This window comes from Shewanella sp. BJSY2023SW001, from assembly GCF_047314685.1.
GTDB lineage: Bacteria > Pseudomonadota > Gammaproteobacteria > Enterobacterales > Shewanellaceae > Shewanella > Shewanella indica.
Map to the genome: position 1 here is coordinate 82,886 of NZ_JBKORF010000036.1, position 25,504 is coordinate 108,389.

19 protein-coding genes are annotated in these 25,504 nt (G+C 51.9%); 6 read left to right on the forward strand and 13 right to left on the reverse strand.

Annotated features, from left to right (window positions below; genetic code table 11):
- Positions 1–52: 52 nt before the first annotated feature.
- Together metA and ACMHXH_RS08570 are read right to left on the reverse strand one after the other, a co-directional pair.
- Positions 53–997, reverse strand: a complete 945-nt coding sequence (metA, locus tag ACMHXH_RS08565; RefSeq protein ID WP_071475958.1) for a homoserine O-acetyltransferase MetA — start codon at positions 995–997, stop codon at positions 53–55.
- A 51-nt stretch (positions 998–1,048) separates the two neighbouring features.
- A complete protein-coding gene (locus tag ACMHXH_RS08570; RefSeq protein WP_071475959.1) occupies positions 1,049–1,462 on the reverse strand; it encodes a YbaY family lipoprotein in 414 nt (137 codons plus the stop codon).
- Positions 1,463–1,579: 117 nt separating this feature from the next.
- Between ACMHXH_RS08570 and ACMHXH_RS08575 the strand changes: the two genes are divergently transcribed.
- The gene (locus ACMHXH_RS08575; RefSeq protein WP_039032773.1) at positions 1,580–2,326 is read left to right on the forward strand and encodes an SDR family NAD(P)-dependent oxidoreductase; all 747 of its coding nucleotides are present in this window, start codon (positions 1,580–1,582) and stop codon (positions 2,324–2,326) included.
- Between the two features lie 100 nt (positions 2,327–2,426).
- Here the strand turns inward: ACMHXH_RS08575 and ompW are convergent, their stop codons facing one another.
- The 6 genes from ompW to purL form a co-directional block, all read right to left on the reverse strand.
- A complete protein-coding gene (ompW, locus tag ACMHXH_RS08580; protein ID WP_071475960.1) occupies positions 2,427–3,107 on the reverse strand; it encodes an outer membrane protein OmpW in 681 nt (226 codons plus the stop codon).
- 497 nt (positions 3,108–3,604) lie between these two features.
- A complete protein-coding gene (locus tag ACMHXH_RS08585; RefSeq protein WP_256213879.1) occupies positions 3,605–4,231 on the reverse strand; it encodes a nucleotidyltransferase family protein in 627 nt (208 codons plus the stop codon).
- 66 nt (positions 4,232–4,297) lie between these two features.
- Entirely contained in the window at positions 4,298–4,411 is a 114-nt protein-coding gene (gene cydX, locus ACMHXH_RS08590; protein WP_039032771.1) for a cytochrome bd-I oxidase subunit CydX, read from the reverse strand.
- Positions 4,412–4,423: 12 nt separating this feature from the next.
- Positions 4,424–5,563 carry a cytochrome d ubiquinol oxidase subunit II gene (gene cydB, locus ACMHXH_RS08595; protein ID WP_039032770.1) on the reverse strand — a complete coding sequence of 380 codons (1,140 nt, stop codon included), beginning with the start codon at positions 5,561–5,563 and terminating at the stop codon, positions 4,424–4,426.
- Positions 5,564–5,579: 16 nt separating this feature from the next.
- On the reverse strand, positions 5,580–7,154 hold the full coding sequence (locus ACMHXH_RS08600; protein WP_039032769.1) for a cytochrome ubiquinol oxidase subunit I: 1,575 nt from the start codon (positions 7,152–7,154) through the stop codon (positions 5,580–5,582).
- 1,177 nt (positions 7,155–8,331) lie between these two features.
- Positions 8,332–12,213, reverse strand: a complete 3,882-nt coding sequence (gene purL, locus ACMHXH_RS08605; protein WP_071475961.1) for a phosphoribosylformylglycinamidine synthase — start codon at positions 12,211–12,213, stop codon at positions 8,332–8,334.
- 290 nt (positions 12,214–12,503) lie between these two features.
- Here purL and mltF point away from each other — a divergent pair, with 290 nt between their 5' ends.
- Positions 12,504–13,952, forward strand: coding sequence for a membrane-bound lytic murein transglycosylase MltF (gene mltF, locus ACMHXH_RS08610; RefSeq protein ID WP_071475962.1), 1,449 nt, complete (start codon positions 12,504–12,506; stop codon positions 13,950–13,952).
- 235 nt (positions 13,953–14,187) lie between these two features.
- On the opposite strand, the gene tadA is transcribed toward mltF, so the two are convergent.
- Entirely contained in the window at positions 14,188–14,700 is a 513-nt protein-coding gene (gene tadA / locus ACMHXH_RS08615) for a tRNA adenosine(34) deaminase TadA (protein ID WP_039032766.1), read from the reverse strand.
- Positions 14,701–15,063: 363 nt separating this feature from the next.
- Complete coding sequence (locus ACMHXH_RS08620) at positions 15,064–16,977, reverse strand: TonB-dependent receptor domain-containing protein (RefSeq protein WP_335911575.1); 1,914 nt, start codon at positions 16,975–16,977, stop codon at positions 15,064–15,066.
- A gap of 234 nt (positions 16,978–17,211) precedes the next feature.
- On the opposite strand from ACMHXH_RS08620, the gene ACMHXH_RS08625 reads away from it, so the two are divergent.
- The gene (locus ACMHXH_RS08625; RefSeq protein ID WP_335911577.1) at positions 17,212–18,282 is read left to right on the forward strand and encodes an alpha/beta hydrolase; all 1,071 of its coding nucleotides are present in this window, start codon (positions 17,212–17,214) and stop codon (positions 18,280–18,282) included.
- Positions 18,283–18,843: 561 nt separating this feature from the next.
- Positions 18,844–19,068 (forward strand): hypothetical protein, encoded by a 225-nt coding sequence (locus ACMHXH_RS08630; protein WP_071475964.1) that lies wholly within the window; start codon positions 18,844–18,846, stop codon positions 19,066–19,068.
- Here ACMHXH_RS08630 and ACMHXH_RS08635 read toward each other — a convergent pair.
- On the reverse strand, positions 19,062–19,988 hold the full coding sequence (locus ACMHXH_RS08635; RefSeq protein WP_335911579.1) for a class I SAM-dependent methyltransferase: 927 nt from the start codon (positions 19,986–19,988) through the stop codon (positions 19,062–19,064). The two genes, ACMHXH_RS08630 and ACMHXH_RS08635, sit on opposite strands and share 7 nt — an antisense overlap.
- 27 nt (positions 19,989–20,015) lie before the next feature.
- Positions 20,016–21,095 carry an AI-2E family transporter gene (locus ACMHXH_RS08640; protein WP_335911581.1) on the reverse strand — a complete coding sequence of 360 codons (1,080 nt, stop codon included), beginning with the start codon at positions 21,093–21,095 and terminating at the stop codon, positions 20,016–20,018.
- Positions 21,096–21,162: 67 nt separating this feature from the next.
- Here ACMHXH_RS08640 and folX point away from each other — a divergent pair, with 67 nt between their 5' ends.
- Both folX and ACMHXH_RS08650 read left to right on the forward strand, forming a co-directional pair.
- Complete coding sequence (folX, locus tag ACMHXH_RS08645; protein WP_039032879.1) at positions 21,163–21,531, forward strand: dihydroneopterin triphosphate 2'-epimerase; 369 nt, start codon at positions 21,163–21,165, stop codon at positions 21,529–21,531.
- A 46-nt stretch (positions 21,532–21,577) separates the two neighbouring features.
- Positions 21,578–22,471 (forward strand): TIGR01777 family oxidoreductase, encoded by an 894-nt coding sequence (locus ACMHXH_RS08650; RefSeq protein ID WP_039032761.1) that lies wholly within the window; start codon positions 21,578–21,580, stop codon positions 22,469–22,471.
- Positions 22,472–22,561: 90 nt separating this feature from the next.
- Here the strand turns inward: ACMHXH_RS08650 and ACMHXH_RS08655 are convergent, their stop codons facing one another.
- Complete coding sequence (locus tag ACMHXH_RS08655; protein ID WP_039032760.1) at positions 22,562–25,399, reverse strand: ExeM/NucH family extracellular endonuclease; 2,838 nt, start codon at positions 25,397–25,399, stop codon at positions 22,562–22,564.
- Positions 25,400–25,504: the final 105 nt, after the last annotated feature.

Genomic DNA, 25,504 nt, shown 5'->3' on the forward strand with positions numbered 1-25,504 from the left:
ACAGGAGTCACAAGACTGCGACTCCCGCCAACAAAACATTTGATGTTACAGCTCAGCCACTCTGTTCCCAGGGCGTAATAGCACTGAGATCCGATAAGTCATAAGGGGTCAACTGGTAGACATAATAGTTGAGCCAGTTGCTGATCAGTAGACTGCCATGACTATACCAACGGGCAATCGCTTCTGCCTCTGGGTCATCGTTGCGAAAATAGTTTTGCGGGATCTTGGGCGCCAAACCGGCCGCCAGATCTCTTTGATACTCATCTTTAAGGGTCGACTTGCGATACTCCGGATGCCCTATCACAAACAGGTTGCGATTATCCTTACTGATCACCAGATAGGCACCGGCTTGGTCTGACTCGGCCAGGACAGTCAGTTCAGGATGCGCCTTAAGCTCGTCCACATCCATCTGGGCATAACGGGAGTGCGGAGCATAAAACTCATCATCAAAGCCGCGCAGCAAGGGCACGTGGGCGCGAATACGCCTATGCTGATATACCCCGGAGCATTTTTCAGTGAGGATCTTGCGCTCAAGTTGATACAGGTGATAAAAACCGGCGTGGGCCGCCCAGCAGAGAAACAGTACCGAGGTGACATGCTCCTGTGACCAATCGATAATCTCGCGGATATGATCCCAATAGGTGACCTCCTCGAAATCGAGCTGCCCCAGGGGGGCGCCAGTGATGATCAGGCCATCATAGTTGCGATGGCGCACATCTTCAAAGTCACGGTAAAAGGTATTGAGGTGATCGCTCGGCGTATGTTTCGACTCTTTGTCGTGGATCCTGAGCAGATCGATATCCACCTGCAACGGAGTGTTGCCCAACAGCCGCAGCAACTGGGTTTCTGTCTCAATCTTGTTGGGCATCAGATTGAGGATCAACACCTTCATCGGCCGTATATCCTGCATCGCCGCCCGGCTCTCGGACATAACAAAAATGTTCTCCGACTCAAGCACACCGGCGGCTGGCAGGTTATCGGGTATTCTTACGGGCATAAAGCGCCTCTCCTGAACTTTCAGGGCAAGGCGCTTGGCTCGTTATTCCTGTTAGCGCCCTACCTTTTGCACCATGATTGATACAGGCTCAACCTTGTCGATATTGACAGGATAGGCCTGGGTATTGATAAAGAGTAAGTCATCCTTGAGGGTGATCCTGGCGCTGACACTGTAGCTGTGGCCACTCTGGAACTGATCCCGGGCAAGAATGAACTTAAAAGGCGTTGGACTGGTTACGCTGTCGCGCTGAATAACCGCCAGCACTTCTGCCGGAGCATCCGCCTTGGAAACGTCCTGAACCTGAACCGTCAATAAGGCCTCCGGTGGCAGCGCAATGCGCTCGCGGTACCAGACATCGCCATCAATTTCGACTGTGGCATTCGGGGTTGCACAACCTGTGAGTGCCATCATTCCTGCTACAGCCGCCATCATTGGCATGCGCAGCCAGTTGCCTGTCATTTTCATTGCTAGCTCCTAATCATACACAAAGACTTCTGGATGTCTATACATCCAAGTTTAATCATTGAGAACCTGTGAGGATAATCCTATCATAGGACTCCATTTTTGAGTTCAAATATCCTTATGACACAAGCAACTGCGATTATTGTGGGCGCCAGCTCACTCCTCAGCCGTGAAATAGCCCGCCGCCTGGCCGATGAAGGCACTAAACTGGCATTGCTGGCACAGGATCCCGACTCATTGAAAGAGTTTGCCGCCACCCTGGCAACCGAGGCTCAAGTGTTTGGCCTGGACATAGATAAACCGCAAACCTTGATAGCCGAGCTGGAACAGATTTGGCAACAGTTAGGGGGCGCACATCTGGTGTTGGTCAATACCGGACTCAACTCCTATCATCCGGATCTGCCCTGGCAGCTTGAAGATGAGATCATCAGTGTCAATGTCCGTGGCTTTGCCGCCGTCTGCAACACAGCTTTCAGGCTGTTTCGCGAACAGGGTTATGGCCAACTCGCTGCCATCAACTCCATTGCCGGTCTTCGCGGTGGCCCCAGCGTGGCTTTTCATGCCTCCAAAGCCTTTGGAATCAACTATCTCGAGGGGTTGTCCATGCATGCTCAAAGGCTCAAGCTACCGATCACCATTACGGATATTCAATTGGGGTTGCTGGATAAAGCAGCGCTGCAACAAAGTAAGCTGTGGTTATCACCCGTAGATGTGGTAGCCGGGCAAATCATCCGCGCCCTGCAAAAAGGCAAACGCCGGGTCTATGTCACCAAACGCTGGGCGACGGTTGCCTGGCTCACCAAACTACTGCCTGAGTTTATCTACAATACCCGCCACTGGAAGGTGAAGAAACGCAGAGGGCAATAGAGATAAAATAAACTTCTCATTGTTGACCATAAAAAAGGCGCCGGAGGCGCCTTTTTTATGGTTGAGAGCTCTTGGGTTGGGAGCTTGGGCTTGGAAGACGTTAGAAAGTGTAACCTATGCTGACCATATAGACCCAAGGATCGATATCGGTTTCGATAGTCACAGCAGCAACTTCACTATTGCTGGTGCCATAGTGATAGTTGAACTTAACATCAGTACTGATCTCGGCATACCAAACTGAAGCGTTCACCAACCAATTATCATTGATTTGGTAATCCAGACCCACTTGTGCGGCCCAGCCCCAGGAGTTACTCATACTCAGATCCGAGAGTTTGCCACCGACATCATTGGTAAATTCATTGTCGAAGAAGTTGGTGTAGTTAACACCGACACCCACGTAAGGACGCAGCTTGGACTCGGCATTACCGAAATAGTACTGGGCTACCAAGGTAGGTGGCAGGTGTTTGGTTTCAGCAATCTTGCCCAGCTCTCCGAGAGAAACATCATGGCTGAATGGGGTCGCGGCCAGCAGTTCGATACCAAAGTTATCTGTCAGCATATAACCAAAGTTCAGACCCAACTGGGTGTTATTGTCCACACTAAAGGTGCCAAGGTTTCCCAGATCCGGGGTAACAACATTTTGGCTGGATTCATCCGGGGCGACTACAACAGCACCGGCACGAACGATAAAGTCACCGGCCTTGTGGGCCAGTGCAGGGGCAGCAACAGTAGAAAAAAGGGCGGCGGCAATCAATCCTGATACGATATTTTTTTTCATCATCTCACTCCGTAGCGACAACACAGCGCTTTGTTTTTTATTACATCCATAACAACTGAGGCCACACTGCCAGATTTAACCCTTCACATTTTTGATCTGCATCAAGCGTTTCGAGTGATACCCAGTTTGAGATAGCACAAGCGCGAAACAGATCACACAAACTAAAGATTTATTGATATTGCACCTTTAAATTAAGTGAGCCAGCTCAAAACTTCACTATCCCTAAAGTGAAATAAAAGTACATTTTTCGAACAGACGCGCCCAAGCGAAAAGCAACCAAAACTTAACAACTGGTGTCAGATATAAATGCTAAAAAATACTATTTAAGCGGTATTTTCAACTAAAACATGTCGGAGAGTTCAACGAATATTTGAGAACAGAAATCAAAAATGGAGGCCACTCGACAGAAGATATTCATCTGCAATAACGGCAAGCCAATTGTTCAAGTGAGGAGGGATTCAACGAAAATAATGGAGCCACAGGCGTTTGAGTGTGTGAGCCTAGAACAATGTTTCGAGTAATGGAGTTTTTAATAACGGAGTCTTTAATAACGGAGTCTTTAATAACGGATAGTCTGCCAACCAGTTCTTGGCCTTGTGCCGACTCTCGAATACTCCGGGAGTGCTCTTAGGATTAGGGCTGAGTTCCAACGCCAGCAAAGGGCCTAGCGGGAATAGATTAAGCAGTTGCAACTCCCCTGCTCTCAACCTGACAGCCAGGGCCGTTTGCTGCTCAGGCCAGTAACTCATGGCATCAGACACTGAAACATAGGGCTGATGATTGTTTTTAAGGTGCATCCTGGCTTGGTTCTTTACCGACCATGGTAAGTCGAGCGCGGCGACCAACTTGGCCTCATAGGCCCTGTCGGTGACTTCCGAGTGGTCGCTTGGCTCAAAGTAGATCACATCTATATCGCTGAGCCTGGATACAGTGCCGTGCAACTTGTCCCACACCAGGTTACGAACAAACCCCGCCGCCAGCCAGGCATCAATAGGCCCAAGGTTTGCAACACACTCAAGTGCCTGCATCCGCATCCTGTCTTGCCTGAGCCAGTTTTCAATCAGCTCAGTCGCCTCGGTTTCACTGACTTGCAGCGACCCTCTGGGCTCGAACTCATCGTATATCACCCATAGTCCCCCTTAAAAAGACAAAAGCCCCCGCAGAGCGGAGGCCTTTGAGTTTAACTCAAGCTATCACTTATCTTCAGTATCTCTATCCATGTTCTCTGTATTTTCCAGCCAGAGAGCATTGATGATGCCGAAAGAACAAGCCAATAAAATGCCGAGTATCCAAGTGAAATACCACATAATTCAGGCTCCTTAGTACAGTGATGCGCTGTTGTTTTCAATGTGCTTGCGATTCAAGCGACCATACATTTTGAAGTAGGTCCAACAAGTATAACTAAGCACAATAGGAACAAAGATAATTGCCACCCAAGTCATAACGTTCAGTGCCATCTGACTGGCAGTGGCATCCCACATGGTCAGGCTGACGTTAGGATCCTGTGATGAAGGCATCACGAATGGGAACATAGCTGCACCACAAGTCAGTATGATACCGGCAATGGCCAGTGAGCTGAACAGGAAGGCGAAACCACTACGGCCGAAACGGCTGGTCAGCAGTACCAAGGCAGGAGCCAACAGGCCCAGAGCCGGGAACAGCATAGTCACTGGATACTTGTCATAGTTGGCCAGCCAAGCACCGGCTACCACTTCAACTGTCTTCTGAGTTGGATCAGATACGGCGTTAGTATCCAGAACCGAAGTCACCACATAGCCGTCAATGCCATAAGCCAACCACACACCGGCAGCACCAAACAGTACTATCAGCAATACAGCAGTCAACTGAGCGGCAGCAGCGGCGCGATGGCGTAGCTCACCTTCGGTCTTCATCTGCAGCCAGCAAGCACCCTGCATCATGAACATACAGGCACTGACCAGACCGGCCAACAAGCCAAAGCCATTGAGCAGACCCAGCAGGCCGCCATCATAATGGGCACGCATATATTCATCAAAGCTGAACGGTACACCTTGCAGCAGGTTACCGAAGGCAACACCTATGATGAGTGGCGGTACAAAACCGGCCACAAACAAGGCCCAGTCCCAGCTCTTGCGCCAGCGTGGATCTTCTATCTTGGAGCGATAGTCAAAACCCACAGGACGTAGATACAGCGCCAATAACACTAAGATCATGGCGACATAAAAGCCGGAGAATGATACGGCGTAAACTGTTGGCCAAGCGGCGAACAGAGCACCGGCACCGGTAATCAACCATACTTGGTTACCATCCCAATGAGGAGCAACCGTGTTAATCATGATCCGACGTTCAGTGTCGTCTTTACCGAGGATTGGCAACAAGGCACCAACCCCCATATCAAAGCCATCGGTCACAGCGAAGCCAATAAGCAAAACGCCAACCAACAACCACCAGACAAATCTTACTATTTCATAATCAAACATAATGAAATCCCTCTGCTCAGGCTTCTAGTTTTTCAAAGTGATAACGGCCGGTCTTGAGACTGCTGGGACCCAGGCGCGCAAACTTGAACATCAGGAAGAGTTCGATAACCAGCAGCACAGTGTAGAACAAAGTAATGCTGATGATACTGAACCAGAGATCACTCACGGTCAGACTGGATGCAGACACAAAGGTCGGCAACACTTCTGAAATGGTCCAAGGCTGGCGACCATACTCAGCGACAAACCAACCACACTCGATGGCAATCCAAGGCAGAGGCAAGCTGTAAAGCGCGGCCTTGAGGACCCACTTCTTCTCTTCAATCTGGTGACGAGTGCTCTGCCAGAATGCGGCAGCAAACACCACCAACATCACAACACCCAGGGCAACCATGATACGGAAAGTCCAGAACAGTGGTGCAACACTTGGGATAGAATCCAGCGCGGCAGCCTTAATTTGCTCTTCGGTGGCATCAACCACTTTGTCTGTGTAACGCTTCAGCAGCAGGCCATAACCCAGGTCAACTTTCTGCTCTTCAAAGGCTGCGCGAACCGCAGGGTCTTCTTCAATAGCAGGGTCGGCCTTGGCAGCACGCAGTTGCTCAAGCAGAGCATATGCCTTCATACCGTTACGGATACGAACTTCGTGCTCGGCAACCAGATCCTTGATACCTGTCACTTCTTCATCAATAGAGCGAGTGGCGATAATACCCATGGCGTATGGGATCTTGATGGCATAGTCAGTATGCATAGTTTCCTGATTAGGGAAACCAACGGCAGTAAAGGCTGCCGGAGCAGGTTCTGTATGCCATTCAGCTTCGATTGCTGCCAGCTTAACCCGCTGAGCTTCACCAACCTTGTAGCCGGATTCGTCACCCAGAACGATAACGGACAGGATAGAAGCCATACCGAAGCTAGCTGCAATAGCGAAAGAACGGCGGGCAAAAGGTAAGTCACGCTTCTTGAGGATGTAGTAGGCACTGATAGCCAGAACAAACATGGCACCGGCCACATAACCGGAGGCCACAGTGTGAACAAATTTAACCTGGGCAACAGGGTTAAGTACCACGTCTGCGAAACTGGTCATTTCCATACGCATGGTTTCATAGTTGAACACGCTACCCACAGGGTTTTGCATCCAGCCGTTGGCAACCAGGATCCACAGCGCAGACAAGTTACTTCCCAAGGCCACCAACCAGGTTACTGCCAGGTGTTGACGCTTGGAGAATCTGTCCCAACCGAAGAAGAACATACCCACGAAAGTGGATTCCAGGAAGAATGCCATCAAACCCTCGATGGCGAGAGGAGCACCAAAAATGTCACCCACATAGTGTGAGTAATAAGACCAGTTGGTACCAAACTGGAACTCCATTGCCAGACCTGTGGTAACCCCCAGGGCAAAGTTAATACCAAAAAGCTTGCCCCAGAATTTGGTCATGTCCTTATAAATCTGCTTATCAGTCATCACATAAAGTGATTCCATGATTGCCAGCAGAAAGGCCAGACCCAAAGTCAAAGGAACAAACAAGAAGTGATACATGGCTGTCAGCGCAAATTGAAAGCGCGATAGCTCGACGACTTCTTCAACTATCATTTGTGACTCCTTACATGGTGCTCCGCCCACTGCCTTTAGATCCCCATCAAAGACAGCGGGTGGTGAGTTGGATAGCTTAGTTCATTAATTTCTTATCTACCCGGATATCCGGATAAACCACCCAAATGATCCGCCTTGCCTCTCCCCAGCTTTCCAAAGGCTCAAAAATCGGCTTTTTTCAGCCAGAGCGAGAGGCGAATCACGCTTTTGCAGACTTATGCGATCAGCATCAGCATTTGCCAGTGTTCCAATATTTGCAAATTATTTAATATCAGTCACTTGCGCTATTAGTTCAGCTAAGATTTGCCCTGATTTTATACCACTTGAATTTGACGCAAATCAATCAAACTCCGGCCTTTAGCTGGGTTTTGCGGTGAGGGACACAGGCACCAATAAAATACATTGACCAATCACCAGATATGTGCTAGACACTTTACTTCAATATGATATAACAACAACTTTTGGAAGCTTCACCAAGATTTAATCAAAAACCTGATAAAACAAACTTTTTAACAATTTCGAAAGTTAAATATACTAACAACAAAAATAAAACCCCACACACAACCAGGAATAAATAACTGTTTTAAATACACAAAATTAAACATATAAAAACCAACGAAAAACACAGCCATAAATCGGATTAGTTTTACTAATCTTATTATGTATTATTTCTCGTTTGATAAGTTCGATGTAATTGACTACTATATAGCCTGTGTTAAGGAGACGCTCAGGTCGGTCGATATCGATATCTGCAGACCTTCCTCCGCGCACAATGATTGAACTTTGTGTGGAGATATTGCTATGAAAAAATTTTTCGAACGTCTGGTTAACTGGTATAAGCCTGTTTTTGCTGAACTTTATAAGTCTCAACTGGTTTATTAATCACAATTGAACAATTGTTTGTCTTGAAGTTTTGTTAGCGCAAAACAGCCCCGTAGGTAACCCTATGGGGCTTTTTCATATCTGCAATTAATAAAAAGAGATTACCGTCTTAGTCCGGCTTTAGCCTATTAAGTGATGTAAAGTCTACATTTTGACACTTCATTACATAAGGATGTACTGAACAAAATGTAAGCTATTGAAGGTTTGTGCTTTTTACTATGAAACAAAAGTTAAATAAAAAAGGCGGGTTATAAATACCCGCCTTTTTTTCCCTTTTATAGGATGATTTTCAACCTTATCCCAGCTTCACTCTGGCGTTACGGAACATTCTCATCCAAGGGCTATCTTCACCCCAGTTTTCCGGATGCCAGGAGTTGGCGACTGTACGGAACACCCGCTCAGGGTGAGGCATCATGATGGTGACTTTGCCATCCAGGCTACAGATCCCGGACAAGCCGTTGGGCGAGCCGTTGGGGTTCTGTGGATACAAGCTAGCCACCTCACCTTTACCGTTGACATAACGCAGCGCCACAGTGCCGCTCTGCTCGGCTGCTGCCATGGCAGCAGCTGAAGCAAACTCGGCACGCCCTTCCCCGTGGGAAACAGCAATCGGCATTCTGGAACCAGCCATACCGCTGAAGAACAGCGATGGGCTTGGCTGCACTTCCACCAGGCTGAAACGCGCTTCAAAGCGTTCAGAGCGGTTACGGACAAAGTGCGGCCAATGCTCGGTACCCGGAATGATCTCCTTGAGATTGGAGAGCATCTGGCAACCATTACAAACACCCAGAGCAAAGCTGTCGGCGCGCTCGAAGAAGCGGCTGAAGTCCTCACGGGCACGGCTATTGAACAGGATGGACTTGGCCCAACCTTCACCGGCGCCCAATACATCACCGTAAGAGAAGCCACCACAGGCCACCAGTCCCTGGAACTCTTCCAGGCTAATACGGCCACTGAGGATATCCGACATATGCACATCGCGGCTTTCAAAACCGGCGCGCTCGAACGCAGCTGCCATCTCAATATGCGAGTTGACCCCTTGCTCACGCAAGATCGCCATCTTGGGCGCTGCGCCCTTGAGGATATAAGGCGCTGCAACATCTTCTGCCGGATCAAAGCTTAAGTTAACCGTGAGGCCGGGATCGTTTTCATCCAGCTTGAGGTCAAACTCTTCACGGGCACACTCAGGGTTGTCCCTGAGCGCCTGCATTCTGTAGGTGGTTTCAGACCAGAGCTTACGCAGCTCGGTACGTAAAGCACTGTAGATTTCGGCGCCCTGATCCTGGATATAGATGCGGCCATCGTCGCTCAGCTCTGCTATCGGATGACAATCCACACCGGCATCAGTGTAAGCCTTGATAATCTCGGCGGCTTGGCCCTTACTCACCTGCAGCACGGCGCCCAACTCTTCGTTGAACAGGCGCGCCAGGGCGCTGCCGGCCAGCGCAGAAATATCCACCTTCAGACCAGTGTGACCGGCGAAGGCCATTTCCACCAAGGTGGTGAACAAACCTCCGTCACTCTTGTCGTGGTAAGCCAGCAAACTCCGCTCGGCCACCAACTGCTGAGTCACCTCGAAGAAAGCTTTCAATACGGCTGCCTGATCCAGATCCGGCGCGATATCGCCCAGCTCACCGAACACCTGCGCCAGGCAGGAACCGCCCAGACGAGTCTTGCCCTTGGCCAGATCGGCCAGCAGCAATACGGTTTCGCCCTTGTCGGTACGCAGCTCAGGAGTCACGGTATTGCGAATGTCGCGCACCGCACCGAAGGCGGTGATGATCAGCGACATAGGTGCGGTAACCGCCTTCTGCTCGCCCTTGTCTTCCCAGGCGGTCTTCATCGACATCGAGTCTTTGCCCACAGGGATGGTCAGTTCAAGCTCAGGGCACAGCTCTTCGCCCACTGCCTTGACCGCCTCATAGAGGCCGGCATCTTCACCCGGGTGACCGGCTGCAGACATCCAGTTGGCCGAAAGCTTAATGCGCTTCAGTGAGCCGATATCGGCACCGGCCATGTTCAGCAAGGATTCGGCCACGGCCATCCGCGCCGAGGCACCAAAATCCAGCAAGGCCAACGGAGTGCGCTCACCCATGGACATGGCTTCGCCCACATAACTGTCGAACGAGGCGGCGGTAACGGCGCAATCCGCCACAGGTACCTGCCAGGGGCCGACCATCTGATCGCGGTTCACCAAGCCGGTTACCGTGCGATCGCCTATGGTGATCAAGAAGCTCTTGTCGGCAACGGTTGGCAGAGTCAGCACCCGCTTAACGGCTTCCGCCAGATCGATGGACGCTTCATCCAGCGCCGCAGACTGCGCCTTTTGACTCACTACATCACGGCTCATCTTCGGCGGCTTGCCCAGCAAAACTTCCAGTGGCAAGTCGATAGGCTTGTTGTCAAAGTGCTCGTCGCTCAGGCTCAGGTGCTGCTCGGCAACCGCCTCGCCCACCACGGCAAATGGCGCACGCTCGCGCTCACAAATGGCGGCGAAGGTATCGATGTTTTCGGCTGCCACAGACAGCACATAACGCTCCTGGGATTCGTTACACCAGATCTCCAGCGGGCTCATGCCTGGCTCATCGGAAGGTACATTACGCAGCTCAAACTTACCGCCGCGACCGGCATCGCTGACCAGCTCAGGGAAGGCGTTGGACAAACCACCGGCGCCCACATCGTGAATAAACTGAATTGGGTTGGCATCACCCATCTGCCAGCAGCGGTCGATAACCTCCTGACAGCGGCGTTCCATTTCCGGGTTTTCCCGCTGCACCGAGGCAAAGTCCAGATCTTCACTGGACTGGCCGGACGCCATGGAGGAAGCCGCGCCGCCGCCAAGGCCAATGTTCATCGCCGGACCACCCAGTACAATCAGCTTGGCGCCTAAGGAGATCTCCCCTTTCTGTACGTGCTCTTCACGAATGTTGCCAAGGCCGCCGGCCAGCATAATAGGCTTGTGATAACCGCGCACCTCGACACCGTTGTGGCTGCAAACCTGCTGCTCATAGGTGCGGAAGTAACCCAACAGGGCCGGACGACCGAATTCGTTGTTGAAAGCGGCGCCGCCAAGAGGGCCGTCGATCATGATGTCAAAAGCGGTCACAATCCGGTCCGGCTTGCCGTAGTCCCCTTCCCAAGGCTGCACAAAGCCCGGGATCTTGAGGTTGGATACGCTGAAGCCGGTCAAACCCGCCTTGGGCTTAGAGCCGCGGCCGGTAGCGCCTTCGTCACGGATTTCACCGCCCGAGCCTGTGGCAGCACCAGGATAAGGACTGATGGCGGTCGGGTGGTTGTGGGTCTCCACCTTCATCAGAATATGCATCGGCTCTGTGTGATAGCGATAAACGCCGTCACTGTCGGGGAAGAAACGCCCGGCTTCAAAACCTGTCATTACCGCGGCGTTGTCTTTATAGGCCGACAACACATAGTCCGGGGTCTTCTCATAGGTATTCTTGATCATCTTGAACAGCGACTTGGGCTGCACTTCGCCGTCAATGGTCCAATCGGCGTTGAAGATCTTGTGACGACAGTGTTCTGAGTTCGCCTGGGCGAACATCATAAGTTCAATATCGTTGGGGTTGCGCTCAAGGCGCAGGAAATTGGTGACCAGGTAGTCGATTTCATCATCGGCCAGGGCCAGGCCCATTTCGCGGTTGGCGATTTCCAGCGCCCGGCGGCCTTCGCCGAGAATGTTGACGCTGACAAAAGGCTTGGGCTCAGTACGGGCAAACAGCATATCGGCCGCTTCAAAGCTGTCCAGAACCACTTCCATCATGCGGTCGTGCAGCAGCGCCTTGAGGCTCTTGAGCTGTTCGCCGCTCAGAGTATCGGATTCCACATAGTAAGCCAGACCGCGCTCCAAACGTTTTACCTGCTTGAGGCCGCAGTTGTGGGCAATGTCGGTGGCTTTGGAAGACCAGGGAGAAATAGTACCGGGACGGGGAGTAACAAAAAGGAGAGTGCCTTGGGGTTCGTGGGATTCGATGGCCGGACCGTAGGTGAGAATCTTACTCAACTGCGCTTGGTCATCGGGGGTGAGCGCTTCGCTCAAATAAGCCAAATGAACGTATTCGGCATAGATTTGCTTTACCGGAAGCTGAGCGGCTTCACAGGCCTGCATCAGCTTTTGCACTCTGAATGCCGAGAGTGCGGGGGCTCCGCGGATGATCTCCATCACGTCTTATCACCTTATTATTTATAATTACAGGGTCAGAGGTGGCGCTATTATAGGTAAATGCGCCCTACAAATCACCTCAGACTTTGCTCAAAACAGTGTTTCCTGTGATATAAAGTAATCCTATGGGGTAATATACCCTCCGGCGTAAAACCTCTGACTAAATCAACAGGAAACAGCGCTGAAAACCAATACACAATTCATTGAATTTGTTTACAAACATATCAGACATAAGGGATAAGCCCTATCCCGGCAGCAAACCACAGGCTAAAGGCTTTTACCGATAGATAATGAAACGAATTACCGCGACTCTCACCCTGATCATCTTGCTGGCCGGCTGCCGGCAACCTGTCGTGGATGAAGCTCAGGTAAGCCCGACGGTGAAAGAAATCAAAGAGCTCAGGGTGGGTACCCTTTATGGCCCACAAATATTTGTCTCCTCTACTCAAGGAAACACTGGGTTTGACTATGAGATGGCCGCGCGTTTTGCCGACTTTCTCGGCAAGCCGCTGGAAATGAAGCCCTACGGCAATATCAGTGAGCTTTACCAGGCGCTGAAGCAAAACGAGATAGATTTGATTGCCGCCGGGCTGTCGGATACCCGCAGTCGCAGACAGCAATTTCGCCTCGGACCGCCGCTTTATCGGGTCAATCAGGTGATGGTCTACCGCGCCGGCACTCCTGTTCCCAGAGATCTCAACGCCCTGGATGCGCCAGTCACTGTAATAGCCGACTCGTCGTTTGTGGAAACCCTCAACCGACTCAAGACAGATAATCCCAACCTGGAGTGGCAACAGGTCGCAGATAAAGATAATGAAGAGCTACTGAGCATGATAGCCAGCGGCGAACTCAGCTATACCATCTCTGACTCCACCAGCATCAATATCAATCGCCGTTTTATGCCTGAGCTGAGATCCGGCCAGGTGCTGGAGCGCCAGCAGGCTGTGGTCTGGCTGTTGCCACCCAGAGGCAGCGATCAACTGATGAGCCAACTGCTGCGTTTCTGGCATCAGGAACAAAGAGATGGCACGCTGGAACACCTGGTGGAAAAGTACTTCGGCCATGTCAAACGTTTCGACTATGTCGACACCCGCGCCTTTATCCGTGCAGTGGACAGCAAGCTGCCCAAGTACCGCCATCTGTTTGAAACTTATGCCGGTGAACTCGACTGGCGCAAGCTGGCCGCCACCAGTTATCAGGAGTCGCACTGGAACCCCAGGGCCCGCTCACCGACCGGCGTGCGCGGTATGATGATGCTGACCCTGGCAACCGCCAAACAGTTGGGAGTGGAGAATCGCCTCGATCCCGAGCAGAGCATCCGTGGCGGTGCCCGCTATCTGAGCGACATTTTGGTACGCCTGCCTGAGTCTATTCCTGAGGAGGAGCGGATGTGGTTTGCCCTCGCCTCATATAACATAGGCTATGGCCATGTGGAGGATGCCCGTAAGCTGGCACAGGCCAGAGGCCTTAATCCCAGCGCCTGGAAAGATCTCAAGCAGGTATTACCCTTGCTGCAAAAGCGCAAATACTACCAGCACACCCGCTATGGCTATGCCAGAGGTAACGAGGCGGTGCACTATGTAGACAGTATCCGCCGTTACTACGACACCCTGGTGTGGATAGACAATCAAGCCAAGCAGGAAATGCTGGCTAAAGAACAGGCCCAGCAAGAAACCCAGGCTGAGGTGCAACGACAGAGCGAGGAAGCAACCGAGCTCAGTGGCGCCCAGCCCGACTGAAAACCCTGCAGACCACTCATTTTCGCGTCAAACAGTCTGGCTATTATACACAACGCGCCATTTGGGGCTGGCGCAAGCTTAAATAAGCTGTTAGCTTGTCAATGCTGCAAAAAAATTACGAACACACCTTAAGGTAAGCTTATGAAAAGAAAGACTATTAATAATGCAATGGCCCGTCGTCGTAGCCTGGTTAAAACCCGTCACAAGCGTATTCTCAACCGTCACAAACTCTTCTTCAGTTTTCTGCAGCAGGCGGATTAAGCTTTCTTGCTTGCCTCAACGCTTTTTGCTCTTGTCTGCGGCGCCTGAAAAACGCACTCAACTGTTCGCTGCACTCCTGTTCCATCACCCCGCCGCTAACGGCCAACTTGTGATTGAACAGGGGATGACGCACCAGATCCAACACTGAACCAGCCGCGCCAGTTTTAAGATCGGCAGCCCCGTATACCAATCTCCCCACCCTGGCATGTACCATGGCACCAGCGCACATGGCGCAAGGCTCCAGCGTCACATAGAGGGTTGTATCCAACAGACGGTAGTTTTCCAGTTGACCGCCTGCCTGCCTGAGACAGAGAATTTCCGCGTGGGCACAGGGATCATTGGCGGCAATAGGTTGGTTCCAGCCGCAGGCAATAAGCTGGTCATCTTTAACCAACACAGCTCCGACCGGTACTTCACCGAGAGCTTCCGCCTTTTGCGCCATCTCCATGGCCAATTGCATCCAATGTAAATCGCGATTCTCTGTCATTCTATCTGTCCGTCGTCAATGCGGCGCCAGAGTATAATACGTTTCCTGCTATAAGTTTAAGCCTAACCTACTCACCCTTTTGTTGACTCTATAACGGCATCATTTTGAGCCAACTCAACAAAACACCTTGGTGAAATAAACATATGGCTGACAATCTCTCTTGAATTAGCTAAAAAACACCTATCCCTACCAGATCATATCCGTATGAATGAACAGCAAACCCGAATTGTTACCACAATGAGACCAGTACAAAGTAATTAACACCCAAGCAGCAAACTCATGTCCGCTTAAAGTTACAGCCGTAATATAATGGCTTTAACTAAAAGACCTGTGATAGTGAGTATCTTTTATAATTCAAGGTATTCAGAGACTCAAACTGACACCGACAAAGAAGGCGCGCCCTTGCAGTATCATATCACTGTTGGTGTCTTCCTCAGCCGGTTGCTCATCGGTAAAGTTGGTAACCCCGGCACGTAGTTTCAGGTGATCGTTTAGCCGATAACTGCTGCCGATATCGAAGCGGCTGTAGCCATCCTGACGCACGGCACTGCTATCCAGATATGAACCGAAATAGTTACCGGCAACATACAGCTGCCAATCGTCGGTGAGATACCAATCCAGTTGCACATTGGCACTCTGGCGTGGGCGACCGGTGAGTTCACCGCCGTCACCTGTCTCGGTATCGAGATAACTGTAGTTTGCCTTGAGGCCGAGATCTGCTGTGATATCCACGCTGGCGGTCAACTCTACCCCTTGCAAAGTCACCTTGGACTCGTTGTAGTAAGTACGGGTTGGGCTGGAGCCATCCCAAGCCGAAACAGTGATCAGATCTTCCACCTTGTTATGAAACAGGGTTGCTGACAGCTCGTAGGAAGGCTGACTCCATAAGGCTGCCAGCTCATAGTTGACACTGGTTTCGGGCTCAAGATCCGTATTGCCCACTACAGTACAAGCGCCGCGGCAACTGACTGAAGAGAAAGTCGGAGATGATTCAAACAATGCCGGCGCCCTGAATGCCGTGCCAACACCGCCTTTAAGCACCAGTGCATCAGAGGCACGGTAAACCAGATATGCCCTGGGGCTGAAATGGCTGCCGTACTTTTCGTTGTCTTCGTAGCGGCCGCCGAGGGTCAGGGTGAAATCATCCAGGAAATCGAACTGATCCTGAATAAACAGCGAGTATTGTTCAACACTGTCACCACCGGTAAGCGGATATTGCACGGGATCGTCGACTTCAGTTTCAAAGTACTCGGCGCCGACTGTCCAGTCCTGCTGCCACAGGTTAAAGAAGGCCGAGCCTCTGAAGGTAGTGTTTTTCTCTTCGATGTCGCGTCCCAAAGGGGGCTGCAGCGAATAGCGGCTGTTATAGTCGTAGATATCCGACTTTTCAAGGTTGGCCAAAAGCTCAGTGCCACCCCAGCTCCACTCGCCTTTGTGAGTCAGAGCAAAGGTGTTGCGCTCTATCTTCTGCTCGCGTGTTGAATTGGCGGCAAAGGTGGTTAAGGGCACCTTGTCATTATCGTATTGATAATCCAAGTCCAGCGATTGATTGTCTGCCAACTGCCAGGTGAGCGAGCCATAGAGCTTGCGAGTCTTGCGCTCTTCTATGGTGTCCTGATTCGGGGTCAGCTCGGGCATCAGCCAGGCGTCCTGCTCAGCCATCTCTGCGGTGAACATCAGCCCCAGATTATCTGTGAGTTTGCCCGAGCCAAACAGGTTGGTACGACTGCGATCACCGCCCTCGCCGTCCTGCATCCAACTGTACTCGCTGTCGAGTACCAGTTGCCAGTCATCATCTGGCGCCTTGGTGATCACGTTGATGACCCCGCCAACCGCATCTGAACCATAGAGAGCCGACATGGGGCCGCGGACAATCTCCACCCGGGAGATGGCGTCGATGGGGATAGCGGTCAAGTCAAAGTTACCGCCGCGCCACAGACCATTGGAAGAAGAAACCCGCTTGCCGTTGATCAACATCAATATATAGTCTTCATCCATACCACGGATATAGATGCTGTTTCGGCCCGAGTCGTTGGTCACCACATTCACGCCGACACTGTTTCTCAGCACATCCCCCAGATCTTTGACCGGCATCAGCTTAATCGCTTCGGCATCGATCACCGAGATTGAGGCAGGTGCAGTGCTGAGTTGCTGATCCTTGGCACTGGCAGTAACGACCATATGCTCCATTTCACCTTCATCTGCCTGGGTATAACCACTGACAGCCATGGCGACCAGGCTCAAGGTAAGCAGTTTGCGGCACTTATCCAGTTTCATTCTATTCCCCCGATTATCGCGGCGAAGATTGCGCCCTATAGCTTGTTGCTTTTGGGTAAATCCAGGTAAAGCCCCTGGTTCCATAGCGCGAAAAAGTAGCATAATCCCTACAATATAGGAATAATATTGATTATCATTTACAATGTAATGCGCGAATGTGAGACAGGCCACTCAAAAGCCCATCAGGGCTGAATTTCAAGCTGAAAATATCACCTTTACCGAGTAAATATTTCGATGAAAAAAACACTGTTTATCCCTCTGACGCTATTGTTCGGTATGCTGGTAGGCTGCAGCGCCCAAAGCCTGGACAAAGAAGGCGCCGGGAAACAACAGCGATTGACGCTGAACTCCAACATATTAGGGGAATCGCGGGAAGTATTACTGCGCCTTCCCAAACACTGGGACGCCAGGCACAGCAAGAGCTTTGCCCGTTATGTGATTCTGGATGCCGAGCAGCAGTTTGAGCATCTTGCGCCCATGCTGGATTATCTGGCTTCGGGGGTAAATCCTGCGATACCTGAAGGCGTCATAGTTGGCATCATCAACCGTAACCGTATTCGGGACTTCACTGCGGTGAAACTGGAAACACTACCCGGTGGTAGACCCGCAGGATCGCTTTATCAGCAATCTGGGAATGTCGGCGCTTTTCTCGACTTTCTCGACCAGGAACTTAACCCCTGGCTGAATGCCAGACTTGGGCAACCCGGCCCTACTGTGCTTATTGGTCACTCTTTTGGGGGCTTGTTGGCACTGGAGGCGCTGCGCCGACAACAGCCTATGTTCAATGCTTACCTGGTGCTGGATGCCAGTCTCTGGTACGACAGCCCGACTTATGCCGATGAGCTCGAGCAGGCACTCACTCAGGGCAAGCTAACAGGCAAGCCCCTGTACATGGCAATAAGTAACCAGGCCACCACCCCCGGACTTGGCCGCAATGACTACCACAAACAGCGAAATCTGGCGCTGGCCAAACATCTGTCGGCGCAGCCGTCTCAGCAACTTATATTTCACAGTGAGTTCTTCAGTGACGAAGATCATCACTCCCTGCCTCACATAGGTGTCTATCAAGGTATTCGCTGGCTGATGCACTCGCAACAGTTGGATATTTACGCCGAGGATTTCAGCGTGACGGAAGTGGTCAGTCGCTTCAAGCACTTGAGCGAGAGCCAGGGTATTGAAATCAAGCCTCAGTATCATGCACTCAAAGGCTTGCTGCGCCAGACACAAAGACAAAAGCTTGCTCAACAGCAGCGGATATTGACCCAGCTTATCGAGCATTATTACCCCGGCTCCGCCCACGAATGACTCATACGGAATTCAATGGCAACAAAAAAGCGGCAACCCTGAGGTTGCCGCTTTTTCAAGATTTGAGCTGCCTGGCTGAGGCTTAATCCAAAAACGCTTCTTCGTCTTTCTCTACCGGAAGTGATTCAATCACTTCATCCTGCAGTTGGTAGTAAGCATCTTGGTACTCATGAATTTCCATAACAACTCCAGTCTATTCTGTAGGGTACAGGGCGTATCTTTTTCTTGGATTCCTGTTAAGTTCAGGTTCCGACGACACTTTATGCCCGATTCCGGCTTTTCGGAGCCTTAGGTGTTTCCCCTAGGGCGGCGCCAGTATAACAGGGCTAGAGAAGGAGTTACAGAAAACTTTCACTTTCGTTACCAAAAACTGGTAAAACCACCTTAAAAAGCTCAGATATCCACCAGTTATGTAGGAAGCACTGAAAGACTTTCAGTTTTTTATGCCCCTGGGTTTTGAGGCGAAATTTTTTAAACACATTGGGTCTAGCGGCGGGCGCTGCAACTGCTATAGCTTAAAGGAGGCCTCCCCGGCCCGTAAATCAGCAAGAGGACGACGCCATGAATCATATTGTCGACTTTGAAGCACGAACTCTCGCCACCCTGCTGGCCAGTGGCGATATATTGGGAATGCGCATGTTTATGGAAAGGATGCAGATGCCCTTGGATGTCCAGGACAGGCTACTGCACCAGGTATCCTGCTTGAGCAGTTTTGATGCCGAAGGCATAGCCGCCCTGTTGGAAGAAGGCGGCCAATCCCTGATCTCTGAACGGCTCGGTTATTGAGTGTTAGAGCCCGGTTCTCCCTCATAGCGATACAGCAACACCTTCAATGCCCTGTCAGGATCCCGGTCTGCAAAGGCCGGTGGGTTATCCAGCTGTTTAACAAACTCAAGTTCTGGTGCGGCGTCACTGACCTGGTTCTGTAAAAAAGCTCTGTCCAGCTCAGGTGCATTGAGACAGAGCAACAGCTCGGCCCCCGGGTTCAAGAGTTGCGGCAGATGACGCAGCAATCGCAGATAGTCTTTGGTTGCCACAAAGCTGCCCTTTTGATTGCTGGGCGGATCGACAATCAGCAAGTCATAGGGCCCGAGTTTTTTGAGTTTGCCCCAGGACTTGAAGATATCATGCCCCAGAAAGCGGGCACCGGCAGTAAGGCCATTGAGCAAATGGTTTTGCTTGCCGATGGCCAGCGCCCCTTTACTCATATCCATATTGACCACCTCATCGGCGCCGCCCTTGAGGGCCGCCACCGAGAACGCACAGGTATAGGCAAACAGATTCAATACTTTCCGCTGAGCACTGTTGGCCATCACCCACTCGCGGCCGTTTCGCATATCCAGAAATAAACCATGATTCTGGCCACGCAGCAGATGCAACTGATAACGGCAACCAAGCTCGCTGGCCAGATGTGGTTCGGGGATCTCGCCGGCAATGAGCTCGGTGCGGGTCTGCCCGGCGGCGCGGTATTGATAGACCAGATTCAGTGCCAATCCCAAAGCTTGCCAGCGTAATTGCAGACGCTCGGTAACCAAGGCCAGCTCTTCCGGCGTCAGGGGTTTAAAGGCGGTCAGCAACACCACAGGCTCAAACCAATCCAGGCATAAGTGCTCGCTGCCTGGATAACGGCCGCCGCGACCATGAAACAAACGGCCACACTCATCGCCTGGAGTCAGGTCGGTGATGACTTCCAAAAATAACTGCATGAAATCCTCAACTTCTTATTTCTGCCTTTATTCGGCATCGGCTGCCGCTTCATTATCGGCATTTTCCCGCACGGCAATACTGGCCTCGTCCGAGAGCAAGATTGCCAACCAGTTGCCACTCTGGCTCGATTCCAGAGCTATCTTGACTATCATGGTAAGCGGCACGGACAGCAACATGCCGACCGAGCCCAGGAGCCAGCCCCAGAAGATCAACGACAGGAAAACCACCAGAGTAGATAACCCGAGGCCACGTCCCATAAATCTGGGCTCTACCAGATTGCCCATCACCATATTGGTCGCAAGATACAGGACGGCAACCCCACCGGCACCCGCGGTGCCCAGCTGCACAAAGGCCAGCAGTACGGCAGGAATGGCGGCGATGATAGAGCCGATATTGGGAATATAGTTAAACAAAAAGGCCACTACGCCCCAGAGCAGCGCATAATCCACCCCCATCAGTGCCAGACCGACACCGACAATAATACCGGTTGCCAGGCTGACCAGGGTCTTGATCACCATATATTGGTTCACCGAGTGCAAGAAACGCTCAATCTGGGACAAACGCATATCAGGGTCATCCAGCGCCAGATGCACCTTACGCGGCAAAGATTGTGCCTCAAACAGCATAAAGACTATGGTGAGTACTATCAGAAACAGGTTGGCCATCACATTGCCCACGCCGGAGAGCGTATTGGTGGTCAAAGACAAGGCCATGCCGGGGTCCAAATAGGTCAACACCTTGTCTTTGGAGATATGGATATTCAGCTCCTTGAGCTTGTCCAATATCCAGGCAAATTGCTCCACCAGCTGTGAGCGGTATTGCGGCAATTGCTGGGAAAACTCATTGATGGAACTGCCCACTACAGAAGCCAGCCAGAGCCCGAGCAACAAAATAATCGCCACCAGCACAAATACAGCCAGGGCGCGGGGCACGCGATAACGGCTCAAGGCATTGATCGCCGGGCTGCAGATAACCGCAATAAAAGCCGACAACACAAAGGGCACCACTATGGCGCTGGCGGCCTTAATTCCAGCCAGTACTATGACCAGGCAAGCCATGATAGCGAATCCTTTCAGCGCCATGGACGGACGGTAGGCTGATGACATAATTGAAATTCCTTGTTGTTCTCTGTCACAATCAGCCGTTGCATCAACAACAAAAAGTAGTGACATGATGAAACCCGAACTAGCTATTATACGCATTAAAAACCTGCGCCTGCGCACTTTTATCGGTATCAAGGAAGAGGAAATCAACAACCGTCAGGATGTGATCATCAATGTTTGCATCCATTACTGCGCCGACAAGGCGCGCAGGAGTGATGATATGGAGCACGCGCTCAATTATCGCACCATCACCAAGGCGATCATTAACCTGGTGGAGGACAACCGTTTCTCCTTGCTGGAGCACCTCACTGGTAAAGTGCTGGAAATAGCCAGCGAACATGAATGGGTAGAGTACGCCAGCGTTGAAATCGACAAGCCTCACGCCTTGAGGTACGCCGACTCGGTTTCACTGCAGCTGAACTACCGTAAACCGGCGTAAGCCAGTCTATACTCTGGAGAAACATTCAATAAGTCAGGGAGAAGGCATGAATATTTTGCTCACAGGTGCAACCGGATTTGTCGGTTCAGAACTGGCGCAGCGGCTGGCAAAACGTCATAGGCTGACTATTTTGAGCCGCAACCCCGCGGCGGCAGAGCAAAAGCTGGCGCTGGCACAGACCCGGTACATAGATTCGCTGCAAACACCAGGACTGCTTGAGGAGATAGATGCCATCATCAACCTCGCCGGTGAACCCATAGTTTCTAAACGCTGGAGCGATAAGCAGAAACAGCGGATCTGCCACAGCCGCTGGGACATCACAGAGCAGTTGGCTAGGCTTGTCCGCAACAGCCAAAAGAAACCCCAAGTTTTTCTCAGCGCCTCGGCGGTGGGTTTTTACGGCCGTCAGGGGCCGGAGCCCATAGACGAAAACGCCACGCCCCATGATGAGTTCAGCCACAGGGTCTGTGCCCAATGGGAGCAAAAAGCCCTGGCGGTTGCCGATCTCACTCGGGTCTGTATCTTTCGCATCGGCATAGTACTTGGCAAAGATGGCGGCGCCTTGGCCAAGATGCTGCCGGCCTTCAAACTGGGCCTGGGCGGCCCGATTGGCCATGGTCGTCAGGGAATGAGCTGGATCATGCGCGAAGACTTGCTGCGCCTTATTGAATTTCTGCTGGAAAATGAAGCCTGCCGCGGCATATACAATGCCACCGCGCCGCAGCCTGTCAGCAATCGCGACTTCAGCAAGGCTCTCGGCAAAGCGCTGCACCGCCCCGCTTGTCTGCCGGCACCGGCATTGGCCCTGCAACTGGCAATGGGTGAGATGTCGACCCTGCTGACCGAAGGCCAGTTTGTATTACCGGTTCATGCCCAGGCCGATGGTTTCGAATTCAACTACCCGGAAATCAACCACGCGATGAAGAACTTATTCGATTAGCACTGACAAGGACTAAGGTCAACGTATCCTCAACCTTTGAATTCACCAACAAAAACGCCCGCTGCTGCGGGCGTTTTTCATCTTAAGCGGTTAAAAGCTCAGGCTGGTGCTGGCCTTTTGTTTATCATTGTCGGTCACGGTCAAGGTCACTTCATTGGCACGACCGCCAATACGCATGGCAACCGGGCCGTTGAATCTTCGCCCATCGTTGAAGCGCCACTGCTGCTTTTTGATATAACCGTCAGGATCATAGCTCTCGGAGATAAACACCTGCAGCAACCAAAGATCCAGATGGCGGATAACCGCCACAGGCTCGGTCGGCTCAGGGGCTATCTCAACGGTCACCTCACGGCTGACACTGTGCTGGGCACCTTTGTCGTCAGTCACGGTCAAAGTGATGAGGTAGACGCCGCTTTGCTGGTATTCATGACTCACCTGCTCGCCAAAGGCTTGAGTACCATCCCCCAGATCCCACTCCTGGCTCACCAACTCACCGTCGCTATCACTCGACGTGCTAGAGAGCGCCACCGCAGCACCATTTTGCTGCACTGAAAACTCGGCAACCGGTGCCTGATTGGCCGCGGCAAAGTCCAGGGCGATGATCACAGGGTCGTGATCCGATGAACGGAAGGCATCGTTGCTGTAGAAACTTTGCAGTTGCTCCGGCGTCTTGAACTCAGTGTTATAGTCCAGCACTCTGGGTTCATCGGTATTGATATGCCAATCGGTAACATCACGAACATTGGTCAGCATGGCTTCATTGGCCAGTGCATGATCTAACTGTCCCGACTCACCTGAGAACACATAGGAGTATGCTGAAGGCTTACCAAGCTCGCCAAACAACTCGGCGTAACCGGCATTGGCCAGGGTTGTCAGTGGATCTTCCTTGGCATAGGCATTGAGATCCCCTATCACCAGTACCTTGTCACCCTGATATTCAGTCTGCAGGAACTGGCCTATCGCCATGGCAGCGCGGGTTCGGGTCAAATTACAGTTACCCTGGCCGTCGTTCATGTCGGGATCGCCCAGCGCATTACAATCACTGCCCTTGGACTTGAGGTGGTTGACCGCCACCACAAAGTTATCCTCACTGTCGTTGACGCTAAACTTCTGGGTCAGCATGGGACGGTTCTTGCCATCGTTGAACAGCACCTGACCATTGTCATCCAGCGCCGAATTACTGCTGTCCAGAATCGCCGCTACCCCTTCCGGGGTGACTCTGTCCTGACGATACAGAATACCGACGCTGATCTCATCGTTGCCAATGCGATTAACCTGTGGCGCCAGATAGCGATAGCTGTCAGTGCCAATGGCGTCGTTGAGACCGCGGGCCAGATCGGCAATTGCCGAGTTACTGTCGAAACCATCGTTCTCGATTTCCATCAAACCGAAGACATCGGCGTTAATGGTTTTCATCGCCGCGATTATCTTGGCTCGTTGGCGCTCAAACTCCGCTTGAGTATCGGCGCCACGGGAGGTGGGGAAACCGCCGCCCTGGCCATCGCCGTTAAAATAGTTGAGCACGTTGAAACTGGCAACTGTCAAGGCATCGAGACGATTCAACTCAGGCTCGGACGCTCTGGGATTGGCGGCAACAAAGTTGACGGTATCGACCGGCATCAAACGGTAAATACCAAAACCGTAATGCATCACCGCGGTGAGGTTTGTGACAGTATCACCGACTCTGAGCGGGTTAGCGGCGCTCAGACCCGGGGCCGGATAAATAACAGGATCCGGATTTTGTGCCGTCAGGCCATCGTCAAGCACTATGGAATCCAGGGCATTGGCTGCCGTAACCGCCAAGGCATCGGCGCCGGGATTGGCTACCTGAGTACCGATAAAGTGACGGCTTGAACCCAACAACACCTCACCATAACGGCCAAGGTTGTAGACTTCGTTTACCGTAAGATGCTGCTCAAAGCTGACCAGCATGCCTTCGAAGGCTTCAAGTGCACTGCTGTCATTGACCGGCAGGCTCACTCTGGCTGCACTCGGCAGAGGTTGTGATGTGGCACACAAGGCCTTGGCACTGACATTGGTCAGTTCGGTCAAGCCTTGATATTCAGTGACCTGAGCCCGCACCCGAATTCGGTCGCCTGCCTGATAACCACTGGCGCTATTGCCTGTGTACAGGAACACCCCTTCCGAGGTTAAAGGATCGGCATCCGCTTCGGCATCGGCCATCTGCAGGAACAATCCCTTGAGACCCGCTTCCTGGTTACTGGTGACTATTGCTTCCACTTCCAGGGTTTCACCAGCCAATGGACTGGCCTCGCCGCTACCCTGCAATGCATGAATGGGTGTAGCCGCATCGCCGCAAACCAGGGCGCCATTACCGGGATCTGTCGGCTCACCCGGCTCGCCGGCATTACCGCCAAAGGCCCCCAGATCGTCGATATTATCGATGGCAAAGCCGTCCCAACCACTGAGGTCGACCGCATCGAAGGGGTCGAGATCCGCACTCAAGTTGTCCAGCTTACGCCTTATGGTATTGTTTTGAGTGGAAACATCACCGCTGCCCCACTCGGAGCCTGGATCCACCCCAACCTGGCCCAGGCTGTCGACCACCTCACCATTACGGCTCAGCACCAGGGCATCATCACCGTTGAAGAAACTGGCGCTGCTGGTTTGCTGCGCCAACGCCAGGATTGCAGCGTCGGCATCATTGTCGGCCAATACATGAGTGCCACCGGCGGCCAGCATGCCGCTCAGGGCAATGCTGCTGCCTGCACTGCTACTGCCATTGAAGAAGATATCCAGCTGATACTGGCTGAGATCGACAGCTTGACTGCCGGTGTTAAAGAGCTCGATGGCCTTATTATTGCCTGAACCTTCAACGTATTCGGAAATGATCACTTGCTCACTCGCCTGAGCCTGGGCAGCAATACTGCCCACGGCCAGGGCAAGCAGACTTGCCTTGGTTAACATATTGACCCCTGAAATATATCCTGATTATAGTGATTTTCTTATTTATCAATAAGTAATGTTATTTCCACATCTCCGCATCCGGAGAAGCAGCCACTATAAAGGCCA

Bases quoted from the DNA above. Each gene is read 5' to 3' on its own strand.
- cydX (WP_039032771.1), bottom strand. From the start codon at position 4,411: ATGTGGTATTTCACTTGGATACTCGGCATTTTATTGGCTTGTTCTTTC.
- ACMHXH_RS08630 (WP_071475964.1), top strand. From the start codon at position 18,844: ATGAATCATATTGTCGACTTTGAAGCACGAACTCTCGCCACCCTGCTG.
- ACMHXH_RS08570 (WP_071475959.1), bottom strand. From the start codon at position 1,462: ATGAAAATGACAGGCAACTGGCTGCGCATGCCAATGATGGCGGCTGTA.
- ACMHXH_RS08600 (WP_039032769.1), bottom strand. From the start codon at position 7,154: ATGATAGTTGAAGAAGTCGTCGAGCTATCGCGCTTTCAATTTGCGCTG.
- folX (WP_039032879.1), top strand. From the start codon at position 21,163: ATGAAACCCGAACTAGCTATTATACGCATTAAAAACCTGCGCCTGCGC.
- metA (WP_071475958.1), bottom strand. From the start codon at position 997: ATGCCCGTAAGAATACCCGATAACCTGCCAGCCGCCGGTGTGCTTGAG.
- ACMHXH_RS08655 (WP_039032760.1), bottom strand. From the start codon at position 25,399: ATGTTAACCAAGGCAAGTCTGCTTGCCCTGGCCGTGGGCAGTATTGCT.
- cydB (WP_039032770.1), bottom strand. From the start codon at position 5,563: ATGTTTGATTATGAAATAGTAAGATTTGTCTGGTGGTTGTTGGTTGGC.
- mltF (WP_071475962.1), top strand. From the start codon at position 12,504: ATGAAACGAATTACCGCGACTCTCACCCTGATCATCTTGCTGGCCGGC.
- ACMHXH_RS08640 (WP_335911581.1), bottom strand. From the start codon at position 21,095: ATGTCATCAGCCTACCGTCCGTCCATGGCGCTGAAAGGATTCGCTATC.
- ACMHXH_RS08620 (WP_335911575.1), bottom strand. From the start codon at position 16,977: ATGAAACTGGATAAGTGCCGCAAACTGCTTACCTTGAGCCTGGTCGCC.
- purL (WP_071475961.1), bottom strand. From the start codon at position 12,213: ATGGAGATCATCCGCGGAGCCCCCGCACTCTCGGCATTCAGAGTGCAA.
- ACMHXH_RS08575 (WP_039032773.1), top strand. From the start codon at position 1,580: ATGACACAAGCAACTGCGATTATTGTGGGCGCCAGCTCACTCCTCAGC.
- ACMHXH_RS08625 (WP_335911577.1), top strand. From the start codon at position 17,212: ATGAAAAAAACACTGTTTATCCCTCTGACGCTATTGTTCGGTATGCTG.
- ACMHXH_RS08650 (WP_039032761.1), top strand. From the start codon at position 21,578: ATGAATATTTTGCTCACAGGTGCAACCGGATTTGTCGGTTCAGAACTG.
- tadA (WP_039032766.1), bottom strand. From the start codon at position 14,700: ATGACAGAGAATCGCGATTTACATTGGATGCAATTGGCCATGGAGATG.
- ACMHXH_RS08635 (WP_335911579.1), bottom strand. From the start codon at position 19,988: ATGCAGTTATTTTTGGAAGTCATCACCGACCTGACTCCAGGCGATGAG.
- ompW (WP_071475960.1), bottom strand. From the start codon at position 3,107: ATGATGAAAAAAAATATCGTATCAGGATTGATTGCCGCCGCCCTTTTT.